General features: G+C 73.9%; 22 protein-coding genes, 1 pseudogene and 1 riboswitch. Of the genes and pseudogenes, 13 read left to right on the plus strand and 10 right to left on the minus strand.

Annotation, left to right across the window (positions count from 1 at the left end; all coding sequences use genetic code 11):
* Positions 1-236: 236 nt before the first annotated feature.
* Positions 237-1,406 carry a steroid 3-ketoacyl-CoA thiolase gene (locus tag CP984_RS28495; protein ID WP_003984210.1) on the plus strand — a complete coding sequence of 390 codons (1,170 nt, stop codon included), beginning with the start codon at positions 237-239 and terminating at the stop codon, positions 1,404-1,406.
* Positions 1,407-1,417: 11 nt separating this feature from the next.
* Here CP984_RS28495 and CP984_RS28500 read toward each other — a convergent pair whose 3' ends face one another.
* Positions 1,418-2,017: a hypothetical protein gene (locus tag CP984_RS28500; RefSeq protein WP_226048711.1), complete on the minus strand. Its 600-nt coding sequence runs from the start codon at positions 2,015-2,017 to the stop codon at positions 1,418-1,420.
* 91 nt (positions 2,018-2,108) lie between these two features.
* Here CP984_RS28500 and CP984_RS28505 point away from each other — a divergent pair, with 91 nt between their 5' ends.
* Positions 2,109-2,693 carry a DinB family protein gene (locus CP984_RS28505; RefSeq protein ID WP_030180933.1) on the plus strand — a complete coding sequence of 195 codons (585 nt, stop codon included), beginning with the start codon at positions 2,109-2,111 and terminating at the stop codon, positions 2,691-2,693.
* A gap of 100 nt (positions 2,694-2,793) precedes the next feature.
* Positions 2,794-3,000 carry an SCO3870 family protein gene (locus CP984_RS28510; RefSeq protein WP_003984207.1) on the plus strand — a complete coding sequence of 69 codons (207 nt, stop codon included), beginning with the start codon at positions 2,794-2,796 and terminating at the stop codon, positions 2,998-3,000.
* Positions 3,001-3,096: 96 nt separating this feature from the next.
* Here CP984_RS28510 and CP984_RS28515 read toward each other — a convergent pair whose 3' ends face one another.
* Entirely contained in the window at positions 3,097-3,543 is a 447-nt protein-coding gene (locus CP984_RS28515) for an aggregation-promoting factor C-terminal-like domain-containing protein (RefSeq protein ID WP_003984206.1), read from the minus strand.
* A gap of 338 nt (positions 3,544-3,881) precedes the next feature.
* Between CP984_RS28515 and CP984_RS28520 the strand changes: the two genes are divergently transcribed.
* On the plus strand, positions 3,882-4,385 hold the full coding sequence (locus CP984_RS28520) for a GNAT family N-acetyltransferase (RefSeq protein WP_030180938.1): 504 nt from the start codon (positions 3,882-3,884) through the stop codon (positions 4,383-4,385).
* Here the strand turns inward: CP984_RS28520 and CP984_RS28525 are convergent.
* The 6 genes from CP984_RS28525 to CP984_RS28550 form a co-directional block, all read right to left on the minus strand.
* Positions 4,315-5,277: an ECF transporter S component gene (locus CP984_RS28525; RefSeq protein WP_003984204.1), complete on the minus strand. Its 963-nt coding sequence runs from the start codon at positions 5,275-5,277 to the stop codon at positions 4,315-4,317. The genes CP984_RS28520 and CP984_RS28525 overlap by 71 nt on opposite strands.
* The gene (locus tag CP984_RS28530; protein WP_003984203.1) at positions 5,274-7,157 is read right to left on the minus strand and encodes an ABC transporter ATP-binding protein; all 1,884 of its coding nucleotides are present in this window, start codon (positions 7,155-7,157) and stop codon (positions 5,274-5,276) included. The genes CP984_RS28525 and CP984_RS28530 overlap by 4 nt, the downstream gene beginning before the upstream one ends.
* Entirely contained in the window at positions 7,154-8,353 is a 1,200-nt protein-coding gene (locus CP984_RS28535) for an energy-coupling factor transporter transmembrane component T (protein ID WP_043977750.1), read from the minus strand. Before CP984_RS28535 ends, CP984_RS28530 begins: the two co-directional genes overlap by 4 nt.
* Positions 8,350-9,093 carry an SCO2322 family protein gene (locus CP984_RS28540; protein WP_003984201.1) on the minus strand — a complete coding sequence of 248 codons (744 nt, stop codon included), beginning with the start codon at positions 9,091-9,093 and terminating at the stop codon, positions 8,350-8,352. Before CP984_RS28540 ends, CP984_RS28535 begins: the two co-directional genes overlap by 4 nt.
* Positions 9,093-10,412 (minus strand): prenyltransferase/squalene oxidase repeat-containing protein, encoded by a 1,320-nt coding sequence (locus CP984_RS28545; RefSeq protein ID WP_078575610.1) that lies wholly within the window; start codon positions 10,410-10,412, stop codon positions 9,093-9,095. Before CP984_RS28545 ends, CP984_RS28540 begins: the two co-directional genes overlap by 1 nt.
* Positions 10,413-10,683: 271 nt before the next feature.
* Positions 10,684-10,773: riboswitch (cobalamin riboswitch) on the minus strand.
* 102 nt (positions 10,774-10,875) lie between these two features.
* Positions 10,876-11,949, minus strand: coding sequence for an MBL fold metallo-hydrolase (locus CP984_RS28550; RefSeq protein ID WP_043977752.1), 1,074 nt, complete (start codon positions 11,947-11,949; stop codon positions 10,876-10,878).
* Between the two features lie 193 nt (positions 11,950-12,142).
* On the opposite strand from CP984_RS28550, the gene CP984_RS28555 reads away from it, so the two are divergent.
* The 6 genes from CP984_RS28555 (at position 12,143) to CP984_RS28580 (ending at position 20,627) form a co-directional block, all read left to right on the plus strand.
* A complete protein-coding gene (locus CP984_RS28555) occupies positions 12,143-13,597 on the plus strand; it encodes an aldehyde dehydrogenase (protein WP_003982962.1) in 1,455 nt (484 codons plus the stop codon).
* Between the two features lie 7 nt (positions 13,598-13,604).
* Positions 13,605-13,889: a ferredoxin gene (locus CP984_RS28560; RefSeq protein WP_003982961.1), complete on the plus strand. Its 285-nt coding sequence runs from the start codon at positions 13,605-13,607 to the stop codon at positions 13,887-13,889.
* A gap of 161 nt (positions 13,890-14,050) precedes the next feature.
* The gene (gene lanKC, locus CP984_RS28565; RefSeq protein WP_003982960.1) at positions 14,051-16,687 is read left to right on the plus strand and encodes a class III lanthionine synthetase LanKC; all 2,637 of its coding nucleotides are present in this window, start codon (positions 14,051-14,053) and stop codon (positions 16,685-16,687) included.
* Positions 16,688-16,812: 125 nt separating this feature from the next.
* On the plus strand, positions 16,813-16,926 hold the full coding sequence (locus tag CP984_RS28570; RefSeq protein ID WP_003982959.1) for a SapB/AmfS family lanthipeptide: 114 nt from the start codon (positions 16,813-16,815) through the stop codon (positions 16,924-16,926).
* Positions 16,927-17,041: 115 nt separating this feature from the next.
* Positions 17,042-18,748 (plus strand): ABC transporter transmembrane domain-containing protein, encoded by a 1,707-nt coding sequence (locus tag CP984_RS28575; RefSeq protein WP_003982958.1) that lies wholly within the window; start codon positions 17,042-17,044, stop codon positions 18,746-18,748.
* Positions 18,741-20,627 (plus strand): ATP-binding cassette domain-containing protein, encoded by a 1,887-nt coding sequence (locus tag CP984_RS28580; RefSeq protein ID WP_003982957.1) that lies wholly within the window; start codon positions 18,741-18,743, stop codon positions 20,625-20,627. The genes CP984_RS28575 and CP984_RS28580 overlap by 8 nt, the downstream gene beginning before the upstream one ends.
* Here the strand turns inward: CP984_RS28580 and CP984_RS42250 are convergent.
* Both CP984_RS42250 and CP984_RS28590 read right to left on the minus strand, forming a co-directional pair.
* Positions 20,553-21,143 (minus strand): annotated as a pseudogene (locus CP984_RS42250) (response regulator transcription factor); the annotation flags it as partial. The gene CP984_RS28580 and the pseudogene CP984_RS42250 overlap by 75 nt on opposite strands.
* Before the next feature lie 121 nt (positions 21,144-21,264).
* Complete coding sequence (locus CP984_RS28590; RefSeq protein WP_003982955.1) at positions 21,265-21,897, minus strand: TetR family transcriptional regulator; 633 nt, start codon at positions 21,895-21,897, stop codon at positions 21,265-21,267.
* Between the two features lie 294 nt (positions 21,898-22,191).
* Between CP984_RS28590 and CP984_RS28595 the strand changes: the two genes are divergently transcribed.
* From CP984_RS28595 to CP984_RS28605, 3 genes are all read left to right on the plus strand, one after another.
* The gene (locus CP984_RS28595; RefSeq protein WP_003982954.1) at positions 22,192-23,604 is read left to right on the plus strand and encodes a glycosyltransferase family 4 protein; all 1,413 of its coding nucleotides are present in this window, start codon (positions 22,192-22,194) and stop codon (positions 23,602-23,604) included.
* Between the two features lie 94 nt (positions 23,605-23,698).
* A complete protein-coding gene (locus CP984_RS28600) occupies positions 23,699-24,511 on the plus strand; it encodes a class I SAM-dependent methyltransferase (RefSeq protein ID WP_003982953.1) in 813 nt (270 codons plus the stop codon).
* Positions 24,508-25,578, plus strand: a complete 1,071-nt coding sequence (locus CP984_RS28605) for a prenyltransferase/squalene oxidase repeat-containing protein (protein ID WP_003982952.1) — start codon at positions 24,508-24,510, stop codon at positions 25,576-25,578. The genes CP984_RS28600 and CP984_RS28605 overlap by 4 nt, the downstream gene beginning before the upstream one ends.
* The last annotated feature ends 23 nt before the right edge of the window (positions 25,579-25,601 follow it).

The following is a 25,601-nucleotide window of genomic DNA, read 5'->3' on the forward strand; positions in this document are numbered from 1 at the left end:
CCTGACGGGCCGTCAGCTCTCTGCGGTGAAGGTAGTAACGAGTTCTATACGTGGCAAGGGGGCGCGCGGCGCAAACCGGCGCCGCGCGCCGCCCGTTGGGGGCGGAAGACCCGTGCAGCACCCTTGCGCCCCCGGTCACGGCTCAAAGAGACTGTCCAAGGAACTAGAACGCGTACCAGTTCCGTCGTCGGGGGGCCGGGACGTCCTGCGGGACGCGAGGAGAGGACGAGTCAGTCATGGCCGCGGAACCCGTCATCGTCGAAGCCGTACGCACCCCGATCGGCAAGCGCGGCGGCACGCTCGCCAACCTCCACCCCGCCTACCTGCTCGGCGAGACCTACCGCGAACTGCTCGACCGCACCGGCATCCAGCCGGACTGCGTGGAACAGATCGTCGGCGGCACGGTCACCCACGCCGGCGAGCAGTCCATGAACCCGGCACGCACCGCCTGGCTGACGATGGGCCTGCCGTACGAGACCGCTGCGACCACCGTGGACTGCCAGTGCGGCTCCTCGCAGCAGGCCAACCACATGGTCGCCAACATGGTCGCGGGCGGCGTCATCGACATCGGCATCGGGTGCGGGGTCGAGGCGATGTCGCGGGTGCCGCTGGGCAGCGGCTCCAAGCACGGCCCCGGCAAGCCCTGGCCGGACGAGTGGAACGTCGATCTGCCCAACCAGTTCGAGGCCGCCGAACGGATCGCCCGCAACCGGGGGCTGACCCGCGAGGACGTCGACGCGCTCGGGCTGCTCTCGCAGCAGCGGGCCGCGGCCGCCTGGGCGGAGGAGCGGTTCAAGCGGGAGACGTTCGCGGTGCAGGTGCCCACGACGGAGGAGGAACAGGCCGCCGGGCAGGGCATGTGGCGGCTGGCCGACCGCGACGAGGGGTTACGCGACACGAGCATGGCGGCGCTCGCCGACCTCAAGCCGGTCATGCCGACCGCCGTGCACACGGCGGGCAACTGCTCGCAGATCTCGGACGGCGCCTGTGCCGTGATGTGGGCGTCCAAGCGGATGGCCCGCGCGCTCAAACTCAGGCCGCGGGCCCGGATCGTCGCGCAGGCCCTGGTCGGCGCCGACCCCCACTACCACCTGGACGGGCCGATCGACGCCACGCGGGCGGTGCTCGGCAAGGCCGGGATGTCCCTGAAGGACATCGATCTGGTCGAGATCAACGAGGCGTTCGCGTCCGTCGTGCTGTCCTGGGCCCGCGTCTTCGACCAGGACCTGGAGAAGGTCAACGTCAACGGCGGGGCGATCGCCCTGGGCCACCCCGTCGGCGCCACCGGCGCCCGGCTGATCACCACCGCGCTGCACGAGCTGGAACGTACGGGCAAGGAGTTCGCGCTGATCACGATGTGCGCGGGCGGGGGGCTGGCGACGGGGACGATCATTCAGCGGCTGTGAGGGGCCGGGGCTCAGGATTCCGTCTGTTCGAGCAGTTCCGACATCACCTTGCGCAGGGCGCGGACCGTCCGGGGGTGTCGCCCCTTCAACCGGCCGACCGCGTGGCCCAGCCAGTCCGCGTCGCCGAGCCGGTGCAGCTCCTTCGCGGCGCCGGTGTGCACGAGCAGTGCTTCGAACTGCGCCAGTTCGGTCATGGGGTACCAGCGGGGGTGGCGGTCGAAGGAGGCGAGCCAGTCCTCGTAAGGGTGGCGCAGCGTCATGTGCAGATAGCCGCGGCCGACCCCCTGCCAGGGGCCCGGGAGCCCGCCGATCATCCCCACCGGGCTCACGGAACCGCGCTGCGGGCACTTGGCGCCCAGCGAGAAGCCGATGCCCAGCATGATCCTGGTCCAGGGCATCAGCAGTTCCTCGGAGGGGGTACGGGCGTGCTGGTAGATGCCGTCGGGGCGGAACTCCAGCCAATGGCCGCCCGGCCGGAAGCAGTCGCCCACCACCCAGTGGCCGTCCACGCACGCCAGCGGCCCCAGCGACGCGCTCGTCCGGCCCTCCTCGCCACGCGTCCCCGCCACCTCGCCACGCTCCCCGCTCGACCCGCAACGTAAGTCACTCATCCCCTGATTGGATCACATGTGCGATGAAAGGGATGGGGCGTCGCCCTGCCGGCTCCGGGGCGTTGTCAGTGGTCCCTGTCACACTCGCCTCATGACCGAAACAGGGGTTCAGGCAGGGAGTTCACCGGCCGCGTCACCGCCGGTGCACTACGCGCCGACGTGGGCGGCCGACGGCGACACGCGGCGGCGTCCGCCGCTGGTGGGGGACGAGCGGGAGATCCTTACCAGCTATCTGGAGTGGCATCGCGCCACCTTCGAGCTGAAGTGCTCGGGGCTGCCCGCCGACCGGCTCTCGGAGCAGTCGGTGCCGCCGTCCGGCATGAGCCTGCACGGGCTGATACGGCACCTCGCCGGGGTGGAACGGTGGTGGTTCCACATCCAGTTCGCGGGCGAGAAGGTCCCGATGCTCCACTACTCCGACGAGGACCCCGACCAGGATTTCGACGACCTGTCCGGCGACCCGGCGCAGGCCCTGGCGCTCTGGCGCGAGCAGTGCGAGCACTCCCGCGGCATCGTGGCCGCCGCCCCGTCCCTGGACGCGACCGGCATCCATGCGGCCTCGGGAGACCCGGTCTCCCTGCGCCGCGTCCTGGTCCACCTGATAGCCGAGTACGCCCAGCACAACGGCCATGCGGATCTGCTGCGCGAGCGGATCGACGGGGCTACCGGCAGTTGAGGGGCAGGGTTTTGACGCGGGCTCTCCGGGTAGGCGCGGCTGGCTGAAACGCCCTTACGTACACTCGTGCGGCGTCCGGGTCGGCTCACTTTTGGAGGAGATGGAATTGGCAAAGCCCCCCTTCGCGGCTTTGATCTGTGCGCTCGCGGGGCTTGGCACGGCGCTGGGCTTCCTGGCGGCCGAGCTGCGCGCGGACGGCTACGAGCAGTACGTCGAGTCGGTGACCACCGCCGCCGGGGTGATCTACATCGCCGCGGCCCTGGTCGGTGTGACGTGGTTGCGTGCCCGTCGGGCGGACGCGGACTGAGGTCCTTCCGGGGAGGCCGGGAAGACCGAAGCGGCCGACGCCAGGGGCGTCGGCCGCTTCGCGCTGTGCGGAGGCGCGGTGCTGGCCCGTGCGGGCTCAGTACCAGTTGTGGGACTGCCAGAAGTCCCAGGCGGCGCAGGGGCTGCCGTAGGTGGAGTTCATGTAGTCCAGGCCCCACTTGACCTGGGTCTCCGGATTGGTCTTCCAGTCCGGGCCGGCCGAGGCCATCTTCGAGCCCGGCTGGGCCTGCACGAGGCCGTAGGCGCCGCTGGACGGGTTGGTGGCGGTCGGGTCCCAGCCGCTCTCACGCTCGACGATGTTGCTGAAGCACTGGTACTGCGCCTGGTCCGGGATCAGTTTGTGCGCAGCGGCCTTCGCGTCGCTCGCCGTCGCGGCGGACGGCGCCTGGGCCGGGGCGGCGGCCTGGGCCGGCGTGGCGCCGAAGGCCGCGGCCGAGGCGCCCAGGGCGACGGCGCCGACTGCGACGACGGCCTTCTTGTGGGCGGCGAGACGGCGGGTGATCGTGGACGAGGTGACGCTCACGGGAGGAGAAGCCTTCCGTCGGGTGCAAGGGGGCCGCCGAGGGCGCACCCGGGGGGAGGAGAGGCGCGCTGCTCTCGGCGACACATCCACCCTGGGAAGTGGTCGGGGGGCGTGGCAATACCCGCTCGTACTAGTGGATCTCGCATGCGGGGTGGAAGGTCCCGCCCGTCGTGGCCCGACGGGGAGCGGGTCGGCAGCGGTATCGGGGCTACGAAGGGGCGTCGTATGTGACGGAAGTCCTGTGCGTGAGGTCACAGGTGGGGCTGGGGTTGCGCGGGGGATCGTAATAGGCTCGGATCGTAGGTGGGTATTACTCGTTACGGGGCGTGGGGGGCGTGATGGTGATCAGGCGGGCCTGTGGGCGGGACGCGGAGCGGTTGACGGAGCTGGTGCGGGGATCGGGCGCGTACCGGGGGGCGTACGCGCCGATGGTCGAGGGGTATCGGGTGACTGCTGACTACATCGCCCGGCACCGGGTGTTCCTGGCGGAGGGCGAAGGCGAGGGCGCGGCCCCCGTCGGAAGTGCGGACCCGGCAGCGGTCCTCGGGTTCTACGCGCTGCTGGCGGACGCGGCCGAGCTGGATCTGATGTTCGTGGCCGATGCGGCTCAGGGGACGGGGCTGGGGCGGCGGCTCGTGGCGCATATGAAGGAGGAGGCGCGGGCGGCCGGGCTCCGGAGCGTACGGGTGGTGTCGCATCCGCCGGCCGAGGGCTTCTACCGGAGGGTGGGGGCGCGGCGGGTGGGGACCGTACCCGCGGCGCCGCCGAGAGCTACTTGGGAGCGTCCGGAGATGGTGTTTCCGATACCGGCCCCGGTGCGGCCCCAGGCTGCTGGGTGCTGAACGCCGCCGGTACGTCGAACGCCGCCCGCCGTGTCGCCCGGCGCAGGGCCTTGAGGAGGGTGCCGCCCAGGGTGAGTGTCAGGATCACGGTGACCGCGGCGCGGGGCAGGTCCCAGCCGAGGGAGGTCGCCAGGCAGTACGCCACGAAGCGGGCCAGGTTGTCGGGCAGCGGGTCGCCCGGTACGAACGAGACGCCGGAGGCCATGCCGCCGATGTACGGCCAGCCCTGGAGGTTCATGACCAGGCCGTACAGGACGGCGGAGACCGCGCCGTACAGCGCGATCATGACCAGTTCGCGGCGCCCGCGCAGCCGGTCCGGGCCCGGCAGCAGCCCCGCGCCCATCGCCACCCACCCCATGGACAGCATCTGGAACGGCAGCCACGGCCCCACGCCCCCGGTCAGCAGCGCGGAGGCGAACATCGACACCGAGCCGAGCACGAAGCCGAAGCCCGGCCCCAGTACCCGCCCGGCCAGCACCATCAGGAAGAACATCGGCTCGATGCCGGCGGTGCCCGCGCCGAGCGGGCGCATCGCGGCGCCCGCGGCGGCCAGGACGCCGAGCATGGCGATGGCCTTCGCGTCCAGGCTGGGCGTGCCGCGGGTGGCGGAGGCCGCCGAGGTGTCGGCGATCGTGGCCACGACGACGGCGAGCAGCAGCGGCAGCATGGCCGCGAACAGCCACGGCGCGTCCTTGGAGTGCGCGAGCCCGGAGGAGGAGTCGGCCAGCAGCGGCCATCCGAAGGCCATCACGCCGATGACCGAGACGAGCACGAGCGCGGCGACGGACCGCGGCCCCAGCCGCACGGCCCGCACCTGCCGGTCCGCCGCGGTGCGCAGGTCGCGGCCGTTGTGGGGGGCCGTGCCGTGACGGGTCATGTCGTGGCGGGTCATGCCGTCGCCTCCAGCGCGTGCGCGACCTGGGGCACGGTGAGCCAGGGGAGCGGTGCGAGCACCTTGGCGACCTGCGGCGCGAAGGCGGGCGAGGAGACGACGACCTCGGCGGTCGGGCCGTCCGCGACGATCTCGCCGTCCGCGAGGATGACGACGCGGTGCGCCAGTTCGGCGGCCAGCTCGACGTCGTGGGTGGCCAGGACGATCGCGTGCCCCTCGGCGGCGAGCCCGCGCAGCAGCTGTACGAGGCGGCCCTTGGCCGCGTAGTCCAGCCCGCGGGTCGGCTCGTCGAGCAGGAGCAGCGGCGGGCGCGCGGTGAGCACGACGGCCAGCGCGAGGGCGAGCCGCTGGCCTTCGGAGAGGTCGCGCGGGTGGGTGTCGTCGGCCACGTCCGGGAGCAGCCGGGTGACCAGGTCCCGGCAGGTGCCGGGGGCGGCGTCCGCGTCGTGGTCGGCGGCGGCGCACTCGGCGGCGACGGTGTCCGCGTACAGGAGGTCGCGCGGTTCCTGCGGTACGAGGCCGACGTGGCGCAGCAGCGTGCGCGGGCCGGTGCGGTGCGGCGCAGTGCCGCCGACGCGTACCGAGCCGGCGGCGGGCTCGTGCATGCCGACGAGGGTGCCGAGCAGGGTGGACTTGCCCGCGCCGTTGCGGCCCATGAGGGCGATGGTCTCGCCGGCGCGTACGGTCAGGTCGACGCGGTGCAGGGCGTCGATCCGGCCGCGCCGTACGGACAGGCCCACGGCCTCGGCGGCGAGGGGCCGGTCGGTGGCGACGGGGAGCGGGGTGGGGGCCGGCGCGGGCCGTGCGCCGGGGGCAGCCCCCGCATCAGCATCGGTACGGGCCTCCCGGCGCCGCCACCAGCCCAGACGCTTACGGGCGCCACCGCTGCCGACAGAACCGGCCCCGGCCTCGGACGCGGCGTCCGCACCGGCTGTCATCGTCCCGGCCGTCTCCGTCCCGCCCGTCTCCCGCCGGACGCTGCCGGCGTCCGCCTCCGTACCGGCCATCTCCGGCCCGGCGCCGTTCCGGCCCGCGGCTTCCAGCCCCGTACCCCCCGGCTCCACCCCCATCAGCCGCTCCCGCAGCGAGGACGCCTTGCGGCGGGCGTCGCGTACGGAGAGCGGCAGCGGCGACCACTCGGCGAGGCGGCCCAGGGCCACCACCGGCGGGTGGACGGGGGAGACGGCCATGATGTCGGCGGGCGCGCCGATGACCGGGGGCGCGCCGGGGGCGGGCAGCAGGATGACCTGGTCCGCGTACTGCACGACGCGCTCCAGGCGGTGCTCGGCCAGCAGGACCGTGGTGCCGAGGTCGTGCACCAGACGTTGCAGTACGGCGAGCACCTCTTCGGCGGCGGCCGGGTCGAGGGCCGAGGTCGGCTCGTCCAGGACCAGCACCTTGGGGTGGGTGGTGAGCACCGAGCCGATGGCGACGCGCTGCTGCTGGCCGCCGGAGAGGGTGGTGATGGCGCGGTCGCGCAGGTCGGCGAGGCCGAGGAGGTCGAGGGTCTCCTCGACGCGGCGCCGCATCACGTCCGGGGCCAGGCCCAGCGACTCCATGCCGTAGGCGAGTTCGTCCTCGACGGTGTCGGTGACGAAGTGGGCGAGCGGGTCCTGGCCCACGGTGCCGACGACATCGGCGAGTTCGCGCGGCCGGTGGGTGCGGGTGTCGCGCCCGGCGACGGTGACGCGGCCGTGCAGGGTGCCGCCGGTGAAGTGCGGTACGAGGCCGCAGACGGCGTTCAGCACGGTGGACTTGCCGACCCCGGACGGGCCGACGAGCAGGCACAGTTCGCCCTCCGGCACGGTCAGGTCGATGCCCTGGACGGCGGGCTCGGCGGCGTCCCCGTAGGTGACCGACACCTGGTCGAAGCGGATCACTGGGGGGACTCCTTCGTGTGCGGCTGCGCGCCCGGCGCCGGTGACTTCCTTGTCCGTACCCACCCGGATTCCTTCTCCAGGGGCTCCACGGTCTCCACCGGCTGCTCCGCCCGCGGCGGCAGCGGTGCGACGAACGCCGGCAGCAGCCCCACCAGCACACCGGCCGCGGGCCACAGCGGGAGGACGGGCGCGGTGAGCGGTACGGCGGGCGGGTGCAGGGCGGCCGGGTCGGCGGAGTTCGCCCAGATCATCAGGGCGGCCACCGCGACGCCGGACCCGGACACCAGCCAGGCGCGCACGCCCCACCGGTCGGGCCGGTAGCGGCTGCGTACGGAGCGGCGCCCGCCCAGCCACAGCCCGCCGAGTGCCGCTGCCAGCCCGGCGAGCAGCACCGGCAGGCCGTACGCCGCACCCGTGTCGGCCAGCAGCCCGTACGTACCGGCGCAGACCCCGAGCAGGCCGCCGAGGGTGAGGGCGGTGGTGGTGTGCCGTATGGCGGGCGGGACCTGTGCCGTACGGCCGTAGCCGCGCGCGTCCATGGCCGCGGCCAGCGACACCGAGCGTTCCAGCGCGCCCTCCAGGACCGGCAGTCCGACCTGAAGGAGCGCCTTGAAACCGCGGTCCGGGCGGCCGCGCAGTCGGCGCGCGGCCCGCAGCCGCTGCACGTCGGCGACGAGATTGGGTGCGAACGTCATCGCGACGACGACCGCCACGCCCGCCTCGTACAGCGCGCCCGGCAGCGACTTCAGCAGACGCGCCGGACTGGCGAGGGCGTTCGCGGCGCCGACGCAGATGAGGAGGGTGCCCAGCTTCAGCCCGTCGTAGAAGGCGAACAGCATGCCCTCGGCGGTGACCCGGCCGCCGATGCGCACACCGCGCGCCCACTCGGGCAGCGGCACCTCCGGCAGCGTGACCAGCACATGCGTGCCCGGGATGGGGGAGCCGAGGAAGAACGCGAAGACCAGGCGGATGCCGATGACCAGCAGGCCCAGCTTGAGGAACGCGCCGTACGAACGGGCCCATGGCGCGTCCGTGCGGCGCGCCGCGACGACATACCCCGCGACGGCGATCAGCAGGCCGAGCAGCAGCGGGTTGGTGGTCCGGGACGCGGCGGTGGCCAGGCCCAGCGCCCACAGCCACCAGGCGCCGGCGTGCAGCGCGGTGGAGCGGGTGGCCCGGGGCGCGAGGGCGCTCATCCGCGGCGGCGGCGCGCCTGCCACCCGGCCGCCGCGCCGAGGACGACCACGGCCGCGATGCCGCCGATCAGCCCGGCGGAGGGACCGCCCGAGTCGTCACCGTCCGCCTGCTTCCCGGCGGCGGACGCGCTTGCGGAAGCCCCGGGCTCCGGTGACCCCGAACCGGCCCCGGACGCAGAACCGGCCCCCGCCCCCGGCTCCGCCTTCTCCGCGCACCCCGCCTTCGGATACCCGGAGATCGCGCACAGCAGCGCGTTCGCGTCGTACCGCAGCGGCCCCGCGACCGCGGCGAGCGCGTCACCGACCGTGCCGTCCTCCGGCAGCCGCGCGCACTCCGTGCGGATGTCCGGCGGCGTCTCGCCGCGCGGCGCCTCCGCCTTCGTACCGAAGTCGAGCACCAGCCCGACCCGCTTCTTGCCGTCCTCGGCGGGCGTCTTCGCGCAGATCGCGGCGAAGTCCGCCGCCCGCCGCGGCCTGCCCGCCTCGGCCGAGCCGGCGCTGACGGTGAAGCGGAAGCCCGCCACGGCGCCGTCCCGGGGCCGGGAGGTGGCCGGGCCCTCGGTCGCGTACGACCAGCCGCCGCCCTTGGACGCCGAAGCGCCTGCCGCCGGGCCGTCCCAGAAGGACCAGTAGCGGTAGTCCTGGGCCTGGGCCGGCGCGGCGCCCAGGGCCGTGACCGTGCCGGCCAGGGCCAGGGCGCCGAGGAGGCGGGCGGAGCGGGACCGTGGCGAGCGTCGCATCAGTTGCCGTTCTTCTTCTTGCGGCCGCTGATCAGGAACCCGACGCCGACGCACGCGACGAAGACGATGCCGAAGACCCACCACACGCCGGCGCCCTGCTCGTCCTGGTCCTGCGCGTCCTTCTCGGGGGTGGCGGACGGCGCGGAGCTGCCGGCCGGCTTCGGGCCGGTGGCGTTGAGCTGGGCGACCAGGTCGGCGCCGCCGAAGTGGCGCGGGTCGCCGCCCGCGGCGTGCGCGGCCAGCACCAGCTGCGCGTACGCGGCGGGTCCGGCCTCCTTGGCCCAGTTCGCGGAGTTCTTCTCCAGCCACTTCAGCGGCTTCTGCGCGGCGTCGCCGTGCGAGCCCGCGGCGAGCGCCACCACGGCATCCGCGGTGTTGCCCACGTCGGGCTGGTCCCCGGCGCCGGGCATCGCGGACTTCAGGTGCTGGTCGTTCGCGTCGAGCTGCGCGACCAGGTACGCGGCGCCGGCCCCGGCGGCCTGCTTCGGGTCCGGCTTCCGGTCGCCGCCCGGGCACTTCAGGGGCGTGACCGGCTCGTTGACGTCCTTGCCCGCCGGGTCGACGGCGAAGCCCTGGCCCAGCCCGCCGAGCGCGGCCGCCGCCGTGGCGTCCGCGTTGGGGGCCAGCTTGCCGTCCTTGGGCTGGAAGGCGAACGCGCCGCGCTCGCTCTCCTTCGCGTCACAGCCCAGCTGGAAGGAGACCAGCGCGTCGTACGGGGACTTGTCGCCCTTCTTGACGGACTCCGGCTTCAGGTTCGCCGCCTTGAGGGCGCCGATGACCACCGAGGTGGAGTTGGCGTCGCTGGGCGTGCCGCTCATCGAGGGCCAGCCGCCGTCGTCGTTCTGCACCGACTTCAGCCACTTCACGGCCTTCTGTACGGCGTCGTCGTGCCCGCCGAGCACGGCCAGCGCCTGCACCGCGGCACCGGTCTGGTTGGTGTCCCGCATCGTCTTGTCGTCGCACGCCTTGCCCGGGTCGGCGCGGAAGGCGGCGAAGGCGCCGTCGGAGCACTGCTGCCCGGCGAGCCAGTCGACGCCCGTCACCGACGGGCGCACCCCGACGGTGCGCTGGGCGAGCAGCGCCAGCGACTGCCGCCAGACGCCGTCGTACTGCGGGTCCTTGGTGCCGTACAGCCCGTCCGGCAGCTTGGACGCCTGGGCGTTCGGCGCGGGCGCGTCGGCGACCGCCACGGGGGCACCGGCCGCGCACAGCACGGCGGCGGTGGCCAGCGCCGCGGCGGCGCGGCGCGCCAGGACGGCGCGGGTGGGGGCCGTGGAAGCCCTGGGAGCCAGGGGGGCCTGGGAAGCCGTGGTGGCCATCGGGTCGGTGCCTCTCCGGTCGGTTCGTGCGGTGGGTGCCGCGGTGGGTCTGCGTGGGGTGCGCAGCCGCACTCGGACGCCCAGCCGCCCGCCGATCCGGTGATCGGCCGCGGTGGCACCGGGCTCAGCTCCGCATACCTCGACGGTGCCGCGCACCGGGCGTCCGCGCGAGGAGGCGCGGCCTTGCGGTGGCGGGAGCCTTGGTCGTGCCCCAGCGGGTGCTCCGGCTCGCCGGGCGTACGGGTGGTGTGCGGACGGCTGGGGCGGGACCGGTACCCGGTCCCGGCGGCCGGCCGGCGCGCGGATGCCGTACGTCCCGGATCACGGTTGCGGGTCAGCGCCGGATTTCCACCGGCTTCCCCCGATCGGGCACGGGATGAAATTGTCTCGCACACCTTAACCGGCGGGGTACGGGTGTCCCGGGTACGGGCCCGGCACGTGCGCACCCCGTACCGCCCGGTCCTCACACCGCCCGGTACGTCACCGGCTCCGATCCGGGAACCGCCTCCGCCAGCCCCCGCCGGACCAGGTGCCGCAGATGAGCCTCCGCCTCCGAGACGGCGATGTTCCGCGATCCGTACGGGATCCGCTCCCACGGCCGGTTCCACTCCATGGCCTCGGCGAGCTGCCAGGGCGTGCGCGGTACGGCGAGCAGCGCGCGCAGCCCGGCCAGGCGCTCCTCGTGGTGGACGAGCAGTTCGCGCACCCGGCCGGCGGCGTCCGTGAAGGCGTGCTGGTGGGCGGGCAGCACCTCGGCGGGCGCGAGCCGGGCGACGTGTTCCAGGGAAGCCAGGTAGTCGCCGAGGGGGTCGGTGGGCGTGGTGTCGTCCGGGTCCTCGTACAGCCCGATGTGCGGGCTGATGCCCGGCAGCAGGTGGTCGCCGGAGAAGAGGCGGCCGTGGCCCGGCCGCTGCGCCGGGTGGTCCTCCTCCAGGTGCAGGCACACGTGGCCGGGTGTGTGGCCGGGCGTCCAGACGGCGCGCAGGCGGCGGCCGGGCAGGTCGAGGAGGGCGCCGGGGGTGATCTCGCGGTCGGGCAGCGCGGCCCGCTGCCCGGGGAGGCCGCGCACCCGCCCCTCGGCGCGCGCCGCCCGCAGGGGTGCGAGGTGCTCGTCGGGCGCCCCGGCCGCGGTCAGCTTGGTGACCAGGTAGTCGAGCCACCGGCCGGGTTCGGCTTCCCGGGTGCGGCGGACGACGTCGGCGTCCGCGGCGTGCATGGCGATCCACGCGCCGGACGCCTCCCGGACGCGGGCGGAGAGGCCGTGGTGGTCGGGGTGGTGGTGGGTGATGAGGACGCCGTGCAGGTCGGTGACGTCGAAGCCGCAGGCGGTGATCCCGGCGGTGAGGGTGTCCCAGGCGTCCGGGTCGTCCCAGCCGGTGTCCACGAGGACCGGCCCCCGGCCGGTCTCCACGAGGTGGACGAGGGTGTGGCCGAGCGGGTTGTCCGGTATGGGGACGGCGATCGACCACACGCCGCCCCGGTGGTCGGTCACCCGGGGCCCGGCCTCCGCCGCCCCGGTCCGGGCCGCTGCCGTCATCCGCCGCACCTCCGCTCCCGCGCGGCCGGGCCGCACCCCGTGCCGGGCATTGCCCAGCATAACTGGAACTGGTATCAGTCCTGATGGGGCGTCAGGAAATCTCCGCGAACCGCGCACCGCCCACCGCGCACCGCGGACGCGAACCCCGCACACCGTGCCCACCGACCCGGCCCACCCGCAGGAGGCGGCAGTCATGAGCGCACTCGTCGAGCACGAACGTCTCTACATCGGCGGCGAGTTCGCCGACCCGGCCGGTGGCGGCGGCACCATCGAGGTGGTCTCGCCGCACACCGAGCAGGTCATCGGCCGGGTGCCGCACGCCTCGCGGGCCGACGTGGACCGCGCCGTTGCCGCGGCCCGTACCTCCTTCGACTCGGGGGTGTGGGCGGACACCCCGCTCGACGAGCGGATCGCGGTGGTCACGCGGATCAAGGACGCCTTCGCGGCGCGCAGCGAGGAGATCGCCAGGGTCATCAGCGCCGAGAACGGCACCCCGTACACCTCCGCCGTCATGGTGCAGGCGCTGGCCGCGATGATGGTCTGGGACGCGGCGATCACCGTCGCGCGCGATTTCCCGTACGAGGAGCGCCGGGCCGGGGCGCTCGGGCCGCTGCTGGTGCGGCGGGAGCCGGTCGGCGTGGTGGCGGCCGTGGTGCCGTGGAACGTGCCGCAGTTCACCGCGGCGGCCAAGCTGGCGCCGGCGCTGCTGGCGGGCTGCTCGGTGGTGCTCAAGGTGTCGCCCGAGACGCCGCTGGACGCCTACCTGCTGGCGGAGATCGTGAGCGGGGCGGGGCTGCCGCCGGGCGTGCTGTCGATCCTCCCCGCGGACCGGGAGGTGAGCGAGTACCTGGTCGGGCACCCGGACGTGGACAAGGTGGCGTTCACCGGATCGGTCGCGGCGGGAAAGCGCGTCATGGAGGTCGCGGCGCGCAACCTGACGCGGGTGACGCTGGAACTGGGCGGCAAGTCGGCGGCCGTCATCCTGCCGGACGCCGACCTGGACGCCGCGGTGGCGGGCATCGCGCCGTTCGCCTGGCTGGTCAACGGGCAGGCGTGCGTGGCCCAGTCGCGCGTCCTGGTGCCGCGCGAGCGCTACGACGAGACCGCCGAACGGTTCGTCGCCGCCGCCCGCGCCCTGCGCGTCGGCGACCCGCTGGACCCGGCGACCGAGCTCGGCCCGCTGGTCGCCCGGCGTCAGCGGCAGCGCTCGCTGGACTACATCGGGATCGGGCAGCGGGAGGGCGCCAAGGTCCTCACCGGCGGCGGGCGGCCGAAGGACATGGACAGCGGCTGGTACGTGGAGCCGACCGTCTTCGGTGAGGTGTCCAACGCGATGCGGATCGCCCGCGAGGAGATCTTCGGCCCGGTGCTCTGCCTGCTGCCGTACGAGGACGAGGACGAGGCGGTGCGCATCGCCAACGACTCCGACTACGGGCTGTCCGGCTCGGTGTGGACCGCGGACACCGCTCATGGCGTCGACATCGCGCGGCGGGTGCGCACCGGCACCTATTCCGTGAACACCTTCAGCATCGACATGCTGGGCCCGTTCGGCGGTTACAAGAACTCCGGCATCGGGCGGGAGTTCGGGCCCGAGGGCTTCGGCGCGTACCTGGAGTACAAGACGATCCACCTGCCGGCGGAGGGGTGAGGCGAGGATGAGCGGTACGGACGGCCCGGCGGGGCCCGGCGAGGGCGCGCCCGAAGAGGCGGGACCCCGCTGGTACGTGGAGGTGGACCGGGGCGTGTGCATCGGCTCCGGAATGTGCGTGGCCACCGCGCCCGGCGGCTTCGAACTGGACGCGGCCCGCCAGTCGCATCCCGTACGGCCCGAGTGCGCCGCGTCCGACGACGTGCTGGCGGCGGCGGAGGGCTGCCCCGTCGAGGCCATCAGCGTGACCGACGCCCGTACGGGGGAGGCCGTTTTCCCGCCGGAGGAGTGAGCGGGCATCCCCGCCGGGCGCCACGGCAGAGCCGCATGCGTCCACCGGTACGTACCGTCGGTAACCCGTGAACTTCTCACAGTTACCTCATGACATCTGTGACTGTTACCACTCCCCGGCGGCGTGGAAATCTCAATGCCACGCCGCCGAGGGGGGAGACGATGGACAAACGGTACGAGGTGTACTGTCTCGCCGACAGACTCTTCTACGAGACCCCGGACCGTCTGTCCGCCGGCAACGGAACCACCTCCGGTGGCAGCCCTCTTTACGAAGCGGCCCAGCGCGCAGTCCCCGAAGGGTGGCGGTGTTTCCTCTCCGGGGACTGGCTTCACGTCAACCCCGTCGACGCCGACGGCCGGCCGCACCCCGAACTGCCCCCGCAGGGCTGGAAGATCCATGTCTCGGCCTGTATGGAGAACGCCGAGAAGACGGCCTCCCAGGTGTGGGACTACTGCGTCGACCGGCTGATCCCGTTCAAGTTCGTGCCCGGGCCGCGCCCGATGCACATGCGCAACTCCAAGTACGCCGACCGCGGCGGCAGCGGCAAGTTCGCCACGATCTACCCGGCGGACGAGCGGCAGCTGCACACCGTGCTGCGCGAGCTGGGCGCGCTGCTGGAGGGCCAGCCGGGCCCGTACATCCTCACCGACCTGCGGTGGAACGACGGCCCGCTGTACGTACGCTACGGCGGCTTCGCGCGGCGCTTCTGCGTCGACGAACACGGCAGCCTCGTCGGGGCGATCGAGAACCCCGAGGGCAAGCTGGTGCCCGACCGGCGCGACCCGCGCTTCAGCCCGCCGGAGTGGGTGAAGCTGCCGGACTTCCTCGCCCCGCAGCTCGCCGCCCGTAATGCCACCACCGTCGCGGACCTGCCGTACCAGATCGAGTCGGCGCTGCACTTCTCCAACGGAGGCGGCGTCTACCTGGGGCGCGACCGGCGCACCGGCGACAAGGTGGTCCTCAAGGAGGCACGTCCGCACGCCGGACTGGCCGCCGACGGCGCCGACGCGGTGACCCGTCTGGAGCGCGAACGGGCCGCCCTGGAGAAGCTGTCCGGAAGCGGCGTCGCGCCGGAGGTCCGGGACTGGTTCCTCCTCGGCGACCACCGCTTCCTGGTCATGGACTTCCTGGAGGGGCGCACCCTCAACGCCTTCTTCGCCGAGCGGCACCCGCTGACCTCGGCCTCCCCGAGTCCGGAGCGGCTCGCCGACTACACCCGGTGGGCGCTGGACATCCACGCCGCGGTCGAGGAAACGGTGGCCGTCCTGCACCGCCACGGCGTCGTCTTCAACGACCTGCACATGTTCAACATCATGGTCGCGCCCGACGAACGCAGCGTACGGCTGCTGGACTTCGAGGCCGCGGCGGTGGACGGTGCGAAGCTGCGGCAGACGCTGGCCCACCCGGGCTTCATGGCGCCCGCCGACCGCATCGGCGTCGAGGTGGACCGCTACGCCCTCGCCTGTCTGCGGCTCGCCCTGTTCCTGCCGATGACCTCGCTGCTGGTGCTCGACCGGGACAAGGCCGCGCACCTCGCCGAGATCGCGGCGCACGAATTCCCCGACGTACCGGCCGAGTTCCTGGCCGGGGCGGTCGAGGTGATCCAGGGAGCACCGGACGCGGCCGGCGCGGACGCTTCCGCCGGACCGAAGACCGCGAAGCGGCGCACCGGACCCGCGCCCTACCTCCCGGCCGAGCCCGCCGACTGGCCGCACAGCCGCGACTCCATCGTCCGCGGCATCCTCGCCTCGGCCACCCCCGAGCGCACCGACCGGCTCTTCCCCGGCGACATCGCCCAGTTCTCGGACGGTGGCGGCCTGGGGATCGCGCACGGCGCGGCGGGTGTGCTCCACGCCCTCGCCGAGACCGGCGCCGGACGGTACGAGGAAGGCGAGGAATGGCTGCTGCGGCAGACCGCCCCGCCCCCTCCCGGCACCCCGCTGGGCTTCTACGACGGGCTGTCCGGCGTCGCCTGGGTCCTGGACCGGCTGGGCCACCGGGACCGCGCCTCGCACCTGCTGGAACAGGTCCTCGCCGAGAAGTGGCACCGCCTCGCGCCCGACCTGAACGGCGGCCTGGCCGGCGTCGGCCTGGCCCTGGAGGACCTGGCCCGCACCCGCGGCGAACGCGAACTGCGCGAACGGGCCCTGGAGGCCGCCGGGCACGCCGCCGACCGGCTCGACGCCTGCGGCAAGCGGGCCGGCCTGCTGCGCGGCGCCACCGGGCCCGCCCTGCTCTTCCTGCGGCTGTACGAGACCACCGGCGACGCCGGGCTGCTCGACATGGCGGCCGAGGCGCTCCGCCGCGACCTGGCGCGCTGCGTACGGGACAAGGACGGCGCCCTGGTCGTGGACGAGGGCTGGCGGACCATGCCGTATCTCGGCGGCGGCAGCGTCGGCATCGCCACGGTCCTCGACGACTATCTGCGGCACCGCGCGGACGAGGAGTTCGAGCGGGCGCGCACCGCGATCCTGCCCGCCGCGATGTCCCGCTTCTACGTACAGCCCGGCCTCTTCCGGGGCCGCGCCGGATGCGTCCTGCATCTCGCGCGGACCACCACACCGGCGGCCGACCTCGACGGCGAACTGGCCGCACAGATCTCCTGCCTGGGGTGGTACGCGATGCCCTACCGGAAGCACCTCGCCTTCCCCGGCGACCAGATGATGCGTCTGTCGATGGACCTGGCCACCGGGTCCGCCGGCGTCCTCCTGGGCCTGGGCGCGGCCCTGCACGACCGGCCCGTCCACCTGCCCTTCCTTCCGCCGCCGCCCTCCGAGGAGGAGCACCGGCGGCCCTGAGACCGGCTCCGGCCGCGTGCCGGAGCCGTAAACCCGGGCACCGCGGGGCGACCCGCTCGCCCGGAACCGCAGCAACACCAGTAACACCAGTACAACAACGTCCCCATAAGTGAAAGGAAAGTGTCATGGCGCTTCTCGACCTTCAGGCGATGGACGCTCCCGAGCACGGCGGCGGTGGCGGCAGCACCATCAGCCTGACGCTCTGCGCGAGCCAGGCGAGCGTTCTCCTCTGTCTCTGACAGGACTGCGCTGCTACCGGAATGCCTGAACCGGTAGCACCTATCCGGAAGTTGTGATCCGGACGTGCGTGCGGCCCGTGCGTGGGCCGCACGCACACCTGTCGTAGGAGAGCCTGTGACCGTCACCCCCGCCGACCGGCTGCTGGGCGGCGCCCTGCGCCACAGCGCCCCGCGCGCCACCGCGCTGCTGCTGCTCACCGTCGCGTCCGCCGGCCTCGGCCTGGCCCTCCCCGGCGCCCTCGGGCACACCCTCGACCTGCTCCTCGCCCACCGCCCTGCTGCCCCCTGGCTCGTCCTCTGCGCGGTCCTGACCGGCCTGATCGTCCTGCTGGACGCCCTCGACGGACTGCTCACCGGCATCACCGACGCCCGCGGCACGGCCTGGGTACGGCGGCGTCTGACCCGCCACCTCCTCGCCGCCGGGCCGCGCGCCACCGAGCGGTACGGCAGCGGCGACCTGGTCACCCGCGTCGTCGGCAACGCCGCCCACGCCGGGACCGCGCCCACCGCCCTGGCGGCCTCGCTCGCCGCCGTCATCACCCCGGTCGGCGCGCTGATCGCCCTCGCGTACGTGGACCTGTGGACCGCCGCCGTCTTCCTCCTCGGCATGCCCCTGCTGGCCCTGCTGCTGCGCGCCTTCGCGCGGGCCACCGGCGACTGCGTCGCGCGCTACCAGGAGCACCAGGGCGACATGGCGAAGCGCCTCGTCGAAGCGGTCGGCGGCGCCCGTACGATCGCCGCCGCGGGGACCCAGCGCCGCGAAACCGCCCGCATCCTCGCTCCGCTGCCCGGCCTCGCCCGGCACGGCCACCGCATGTGGGAGGTCCTGGGCCGGTCCACGGCCCAGGCCGCCATGCTCGTCCCGCTGCTCCAGATCGCCGTGCTGTGCGTCGCCGGTGTCCGGCTGGCGCAGGGCGAGGTGACCATCGGCGGCCTGCTCGCCGCGTCCCGGTACGCGGCCCTGGCCACCGGCATCGGCCAGATCGTCGGCCAGCTGAACACCCTGGTGCACGCCCGCGCCGCCGCCCGGCGCATCGCCGAGGCCCTGGACGTCCCGGCGATGCGCTACGGAAGGCGGCCCCTCGGCGCGGGCGACGGCACGCTGAAGCTGCACGGCGTCACCGTGACGCGGGGCGACCGCACCGTCCTGCGCGGCCTGGACCTGACCGTGCCCGGCGGCACCTCGGTCGCCGTCGTCGGCCGCTCCGGCACCGGCAAGTCCGTGCTGGCCGCGGTCGCCGGACGGCTGGCCGACCCGGACTCCGGCAGCGTCGTCCTGGACGACGTACCGCTGCCCGACCTGACGCACGACGCCCTGCGCCGCGCGGTCGGCTACGCCTTCGAGCGCCCGGCCGTCCTCGGCACCACCCTCCGCGACACGCTCGCACTCGGCTCGTACGCGCCCGGCCAGACCGAACTGGAGTCCGCCGCCGAGGCCGCCTGCGCGGCCCCCTTCATCCACCGCCTGCCCGAGGGGTACGCGACCCGGTGCGCGGACGCGCCCCTGTCCGGCGGCGAAGCGCAGCGCCTCGGCCTGGCGCGGGCCTTCGCGCACGCCGAGCGGCTGCTCATCCTCGACGACGCCACGTCCAGCCTGGACACCGTCACCGAACTGCACGTCACCCGCGCCCTGCTGCGCGACGTGAAGGCCGCCACCCGCATCGTCGTCGCCCACCGCGCGGCCACCGCCGCCCGCGCCGACCTGGTGGCCTGGCTCGACGACGGACGAATTCGCGCCCTTGCGCCGCACGCCGAGCTGTGGCAACTGCCCGATTACCGGGCACTGTTCGCCACCGCCCCCAAGGAGGCCGCGCATGCCTGAAGCCGTGACGGACGGGCGGCACGGGACCGTTCCCGGCGAGCCCCTGCGCCGCTCCGGACCGCGCTTCCTCATACGGCGGCGCCAGGTCCTGGGCAGGCTCGCGGGCTGGTCGCTGGTCGAGTCGGCGCAGACCTTCCTGTTCGGGTTCGCGCTGGCCCGCGCCCTGGACGACGGGTTCCTGCGCGGCGCGCCGGCCGTCGGCATCGGCTGGCTGGCCGCCGCCGCGGTCTGCGTCGGTGCGGGCGCCTACGGCACCGCGCGGGTCTACGGGGCCGTGGCCGACCTGGTGGAACCGCTGCGCGACAGCCTGGTGCGCAAGGTCGTCCGCCGCGCCCTGTACGCGCCCGACGGGGCCGCGGTCTCCCGGCTCACCCACCAGGTGGAGATCGCCCGCGACACCTTCGCCGGGCTGGTGCTGGTGTCCCGCTCGTTCGTCTTCGTCACCGCCGGGGCGCTGATCGGCCTGTGCTCGCTCGCCCCCGTACTCCTGCTGCTGGTGCTGCCGCCGCTGCTGCTCGGACTCGCCCTGTTCGGCTGGGCGCTGCGGCCGATGGCCCGCCGCCAGGAGACGTTCCTCGCGGCGGACGAGGCGATCGCCGCGGAGACCGGCGCGGCGCTCGGGGGGCTGCGCGACATCACCGCGGCCGGCGCGGAGCGGACCGTGGCGGACGCCACGGGCGAGCGGTTCGACGCCGAACAGCGGGCGTCGGCCGCGCTGGCCCGGTGGAGCATGTGCCGGGTGCTCGCCCTCGGGATCAGCGGACGGCTGCCGATCGTCCTGCTGCTGCTCGGCGCGCCCTGGCTGCTCGGCCGCGGGGTGACGCCCGGCGCGCTGGTGGGCGCGCTCGCGTATCTCACGCAGTCGCTGCTGCCCGCGCTCCAGAGCCTGATGCACGGGCTGGGCACCTCCGGCACCCGCCTCGGCGTGGTGCTGCGCCGCCTCACCGCCGAACCGGCGACACGGCCGGACGGCGCACGGCCGCACCGCACGCCCCACCGGGGCACCGCCGTCGAACTCAGCGGCGTGACCTTCGCGTACGGCCCGCACGCCGACCCGGTGTTCCGCGACCTCGACCTGAGCGTGCCGGACGGCGGGCACCTGGCCATCGTCGGCCCGAGCGGCATCGGCAAGTCCACCCTCGCCGGGCTGGTCGCGGGCCTGCTGGAGCCCGGCAGCGGCGAGGTCCGCCGGCCCGCCGTCGCGGACCGGGTGCTGGTGCCGCAGGAGGCGTACGTCTTCTCCGGCACCGTGCGGGAGAACGTGCGCTACCTGTGTACGGACGGCCGGGACGGCTCGGACGCGGACCTGCTGGCCGCCGCCGAGAAGATCGGCGCGGGGGCGCTGCTGGCGCGGCTGGGCGGGCCGGACGGCACCCTCGTACCGTCCGAACTGTCCGCCGGTGAACGCCAGCTGATCGCCCTGGTCCGCGCCTATCTCGCCCCCGCGCCGCTGGTCGTCCTGGACGAGGCGACCTGCCACCTCGACCCGGCGGCCGAGGCCCGCGCCGAACGGGCCTTCGCGGCCCGTCCCGGCGGCACGCTGATCGTCGTCGCGCACCGCATCAGCTCGGCGCTGCGGGCCGACCGGGTGCTGGTGATGGACGGTACGCACGCCCGTACGGGCCGCCACGGCGACCTGCTGCGGCGGTCCGCGCTCTACCGCGAACTCACCGGCGGGTGGGCCCACGAGGGGCCGGACGGCGCCGCCGGCGCCGCGCCACTACAGCCAGCCTTCCCCGCGCGAGATGCGGATGGCGTCGACGCGGTTGCGGGCTCCCGTCTTGCGGGTGATGGCGGACATGTAGTTGCGCACGGTCCCGGTCGACAGATGCAGGACGCCGGCGATCTCGGAGACCGAGGAGCCCTCGGCGGCCAGTGACAGCACGCTCAGCTCCCGGCGGGTGAGCGGGATGTCGGCGGCCTGGAGGAAGCCGAAGCCCAGCGACCCGTCGATGAATCGTTTTCCCGCCGCCACCTGCCGTATGCCGGTGGTCAGCTGTACCGGCGACGCCTCCTTGTCGACGTATCCGAGGGCGTCCGCCTCGAAGGCCCGGCGCAGCGGTCCCGGCCGGTGCGCCGAGCCGAGCACCAGCAGGGCCGGTGATTTCACCGGGCCTTTCGCTTTCGCGAGTTTGGCCAGCTTGCGCAGTATCCCCGTCCCGTTCGGCTCGGGGCTCTCCGCGTCCACGACGCAGACATCCGGCCGCGTCGCCCGCGCCCGCTCCGCGGCGTCGCGGGTGCTGGCGGCGGCGACCTCGATGTCGTTCTCCCGGTCGAGTACTTCCGTTAACGCCCATCGGAACAGACATATGTCGTGGACGAGTAGCACCCGGATCACTGCAGTCCCCCTCCAGACCCACGTGTACCGGCTCCGTTGCGAGTACCCGGAATTCATACCGGCAATGCCGCTGACATGGACCCGGAGAACTGGCCAAGCGGAGGTGAGGGGGAGCGCGTGGGGGTTGTGCGCGCCCCCGGTGCGCCCCTTGAGGGGTTACCCGTTCGTAGCCGCCGGCTCAGGCGCGCGGCGCCGGCGCCGTGAGATCGATGAGCCGGCAGACCGTCTCGATGTCGATCTTCACCTGGGCGATCGAGGCCCGGCCGGACAGCCAGGTGATCAGCGCCGAGTGCCAGGTGTGCTCGATGACCCGGACCGCGGACAGTTGCTCCGGGGTGGGTGCGCCGTCCAGCCCCATCGCGTCCAGGATGATCGCCGTGGTCAGCCGGGAGACGGTGTCCACCTCCGGGCTCACCGACCGGTCGGCGAATGTCAGGGCGCGCACCATCGCGTCGGCCAGCTGCGGTTCGCGCTGGAGCGCACGGAAGGCGCGCATCAGCGTCTGCGCGACCCGCGCGCCCGGCTCCGGCTCCGTCGGCGGGCGCTTGCGCAGCGTCGCGTGCAGGTGCTGCAGCTGGTCCTGCATGGTCGCCACGAGCAGGTGCACCTTGGAAGGGAAGTACCGGTAGAGGGTGCCGAGCGCCACGTCCGACGCCTCGGCGACCTCGCGCATCTGCACGGCGTCGAACCCGCCGCGGCCGGCCAGCTCCGCGCTGGTGTGCAGGATGCGGCGGCGACGGGCCTCCTGACGCGCGGTCAGGGGCGGACCGGCGGGAAGCGCCGCTCCGGCCGCTGTGGAGTCCGTAGTCATATGTCCCATTCCGTGACAGTGCGTCCGCGGTGCGGCCCGTGCCGGTCCTGCGATCGGCACAGCATGGCAGGGGGCCGGGTCGTGGCGCGAATCACCTGGTGCGGCTCTTTCGACCAGGTTTCCGGCCGGTAGATTCGAAGCTCCTTGAACTGATCAGTAGCCCGCCGGCCGCCCTGGCCTGCGGGCGTCGCGGACCGGTCGCCGGCCGGCCGCGGCCGAACCGTACTGAAACTTGTTCTAGATTAGCGCCAGCGGTTACGCTCCGGCGAAAGTCCAGCGAGAAGGGGGCCGAGAGTGTCCGCCGAGGCCGTCCAGGCAGCCGCGCCGCACCCCGCCGAGGCCCCCGCCGCCTCCGCACCGGACGGCGACCGCCCGCTGCGCATCGCCCTGCTGACGTACAAGGGCAACCCGTTCTGTGGCGGCCAGGGCGTCTACGTCCGCCACCTCTCCCGCGAACTGGCCCGCCTCGGCCACACCGTCGAGGTCATCGGCGCCCAGCCGTACCCGGTCCTGGACCGCGCGGACCCCGTTCAGGCGGAGTCCGGCGGCAGCGTCAGCCTCACCGAGCTTCCCAGCCTCGACCTCTACCGGCAGCCCGACCCGTTCCGCACGCCGAAGCGCGGCGAGTACCGGGACTGGATCGACGCGCTGGAGGTCGGCACGATGTGGACCGGCGGCTTCCCCGAGCCGCTGACCTTCTCGCTGCGCGCCCGCCGCCACCTCGCCGCCCGGCGCGGCGACTTCGACGTGGTGCACGACAACCAGACCCTCGGCTACGGCCTGCTCGGCGACCTCGGCGCGCCCCTGGTCACCACCATCCACCACCCCATCACCGTCGACCGGCAGCTCGACCTCGACGCCGCCACCGGCTGGCAGCGCCGCGCCTCGGTGCGCCGCTGGTACGGCTTCACCCGGATGCAGAAGCGCGTCGCCCGCCGCCTGCCGTCGGTGCTGACCGTCTCCGGCTCCTCCCGGCAGGAGATCGTGGACCACCTCGGCGTACGGGACGGCCGTATCCACGTCGTGCACATCGGCGCCGACACCGACCTCTTCTCGCCCGACCCGTCGGTCCCCGAGATCCCCGGCCGTATCGTCACCACCTCCAGCGCGGACGTGCCCCTCAAGGGCCTGATCCACCTGGTCGAGGCGCTGGCCAAGGTCCGTACGGAGAACCCGGAGGCCCATCTGGTGGTCGTCGGCAAGCGCGCCGACGACGGCCCGGTGGCCGCCGCCATCGAGCGGCACGGCCTCGGCGACGCGATCGAGTTCGTCAAGGGCATCAGCGACGCCGACCTGGTCGACCTGGTCCGCGGCGCCCAGGTCGCCTGCGTACCGTCCCTGTACGAGGGCTTCTCGCTGCCCGCCGCCGAAGCCATGGCCACCGGTACGCCGCTGCTGGCCACCACCGGCGGCGCCATCCCCGAGGTGTCCGGCCCGGACGGCGAGACCTGTCTGTCCGTACCACCGGGCGACGCGGGCGCGCTGGCCGCCGGGCTGACCCGCCTGCTGGGCGACGCCGGCCTGCGCCGCCGCCTCGGCGCCGCCGGACGCGAACGCGTCCTGGCCCGCTTCACCTGGCGCCAGGCCGCCATCGGCACCGCCGAACGCTACCGGGAGGCCATCGCCCTCCAGGCCCCACGCCTGCGCGCCGCCCGCTCCCGCCGCACCGCGGACGCCACCGCACCGACCCCCGCCGGTCGCGCCTGATGCGGCCCGGCCGGGCACCGACCAGTACCGCCATGACCCGCCGCCGCCGGCCCCAGCTGCCCGCGGATCCCCCCAGGACGAAAGCAGAGAACCCTTGCTGACCGTCGACTTTTCCCGATTCCCGCTGGCGCCGGGCGACCGCGTCCTCGACCTGGGCTGTGGCGCGGGCCGGCACGCCTTCGAGTGCTACCGGCGCGGCGCTCAGGTCGTGGCGCTCGACCGGAACGCCGAGGAGATCCGCGAGGTCGCCAAGTGGTTCGCCGCCATGAAGGAGGCCGGCGAGGCGCCCGCCGGCGCCACCGCCACCGCCATGGAGGGCGACGCGCTGGCCCTGCCCTTCCCCGACGCGAGCTTCGACGTCGTCATCATCTCCGAGGTCATGGAGCACATCCACGACGACAAGGGTGTGCTCGCCGAGATGGTGCGGGTGCTGCGGCCCGGCGGGCGGATCGCGGTGACCGTGCCGCGCTACGGCCCGGAGAAGGTCTGCTGGGCGCTCAGCGACGAGTACCACGAGGTCGAGGGCGGGCACATCCGCATCTACAAGGCCGACGAACTGCTCGGCAAGATGCGCGAGGCGGGCCTCAAGCCCTACGGCACCCACCACGCGCACGGGCTGCACAGCCCGTACTGGTGGCTCAAGTGCGCCTTCGGCGTCGACAACGACCAGGCGCTGCCGGTCAAGGCGTACCACAAGCTGCTGGTCTGGGACATCATGAAGAAGCCGCTGGCCACGCGGATGGCCGAGCGGGTGCTCAACCCGGTGATCGGCAAGAGCTTCGTCGCGTACGCGGTCAAGCCGCACCTGCCGGCGGACGCCGCCGCCACCGCCGCCGGGGCCGCCTCCGACGCTGCCGCCTCCGACTCCGCCGCCGAAGCCGCGTCCGCCGCCGGGGCCGCCAAGTGACGACACCGGGACGTACGGAACGCCTGGTCCTGCCCGGAGTCCTGACCGCCGGACAGGCGGCGCGCACCGTCGCCGGCATCCTGGCGACGCAGCGCGCGGACGGCGCGATCCCCTGGTTCCGCGGCCACCACCTCGACCCGTGGGACCACACCGAGGCCGCCATGGCCCTGGACGCCGCCGGGGAGCACGAGCGCGCCGAGGCCGCGTACGAGTGGCTGGCCCGGCATCAGAATTCGGACGGCTCCTGGTACGCGGCCTACGCCGACGGGGACGCCGCGGCGCCCACCGACCGCGGCCGGGAGACCAACTTCTGCGCGTACATCGCCGTCGGCGTCTGGCACCACTACCTGTCCACCGGCGACGACACCTTCGTGGACCGCATGTGGCCCGCCGTCTACGCGGCCGTCGAATTCGTCCTGGAGCTCCAGCAGCCCGGCGGCGAGATCGGCTGGAAGCGCGAGGACGACGGCACGCCCGTCACCGACGCGCTGCTGACCGGCTCCTCCTCCATCTACCAGGCACTGCGCTGCGCCCTCGCCATCGCCGAACAGCGCGAAGAACCGCAGCCCGACTGGGAACTGGCCCTCGGCCGGCTCGGCCACGCCATCCAGCACCACCCCGAGCGCTTCCTCGACAAGTCCCGCTACTCGATGGACTGGTACTACCCGGTCCTCGGCGGCGCCCTGAGCGGCACCGCCGCCAAGGAGCGCATCGACTCGGCCTGGGAGGACTTCGTCGTTCCCGGCCTCGGCGTACGGTGCGTCCTGCCCAACCCCTGGGTCACCGGCGGTGAGAGCGCCGAACTGGCCCTCGCGCTCTGGGCGATGGGCGAGTCGGACCGCGCCGTGCAGATTCTCAAATGGGTCCAGCACCTGCGCGCCGAGAACGGCATGTACTGGACCGGCTACGTCTTCGACGACGACGCGGTCTGGCCCGAGGAGCAGACGTCCTGGACGGCGGGCTCGATGCTGCTCGCGGTGGCCGCGCTGGGCGGCGACGAGGCGACCACGGCCGTCTTCGGGGGCGAGCGCCTGCCCACGGGCCTGACCCCGGACTGCTGCCGCTGAGGGGCGGGGCGCCGCCCCTCCCC

The organism is Streptomyces rimosus, from assembly GCF_008704655.1.
Lineage (GTDB): Bacteria > Actinomycetota > Actinomycetes > Streptomycetales > Streptomycetaceae > Streptomyces > Streptomyces rimosus.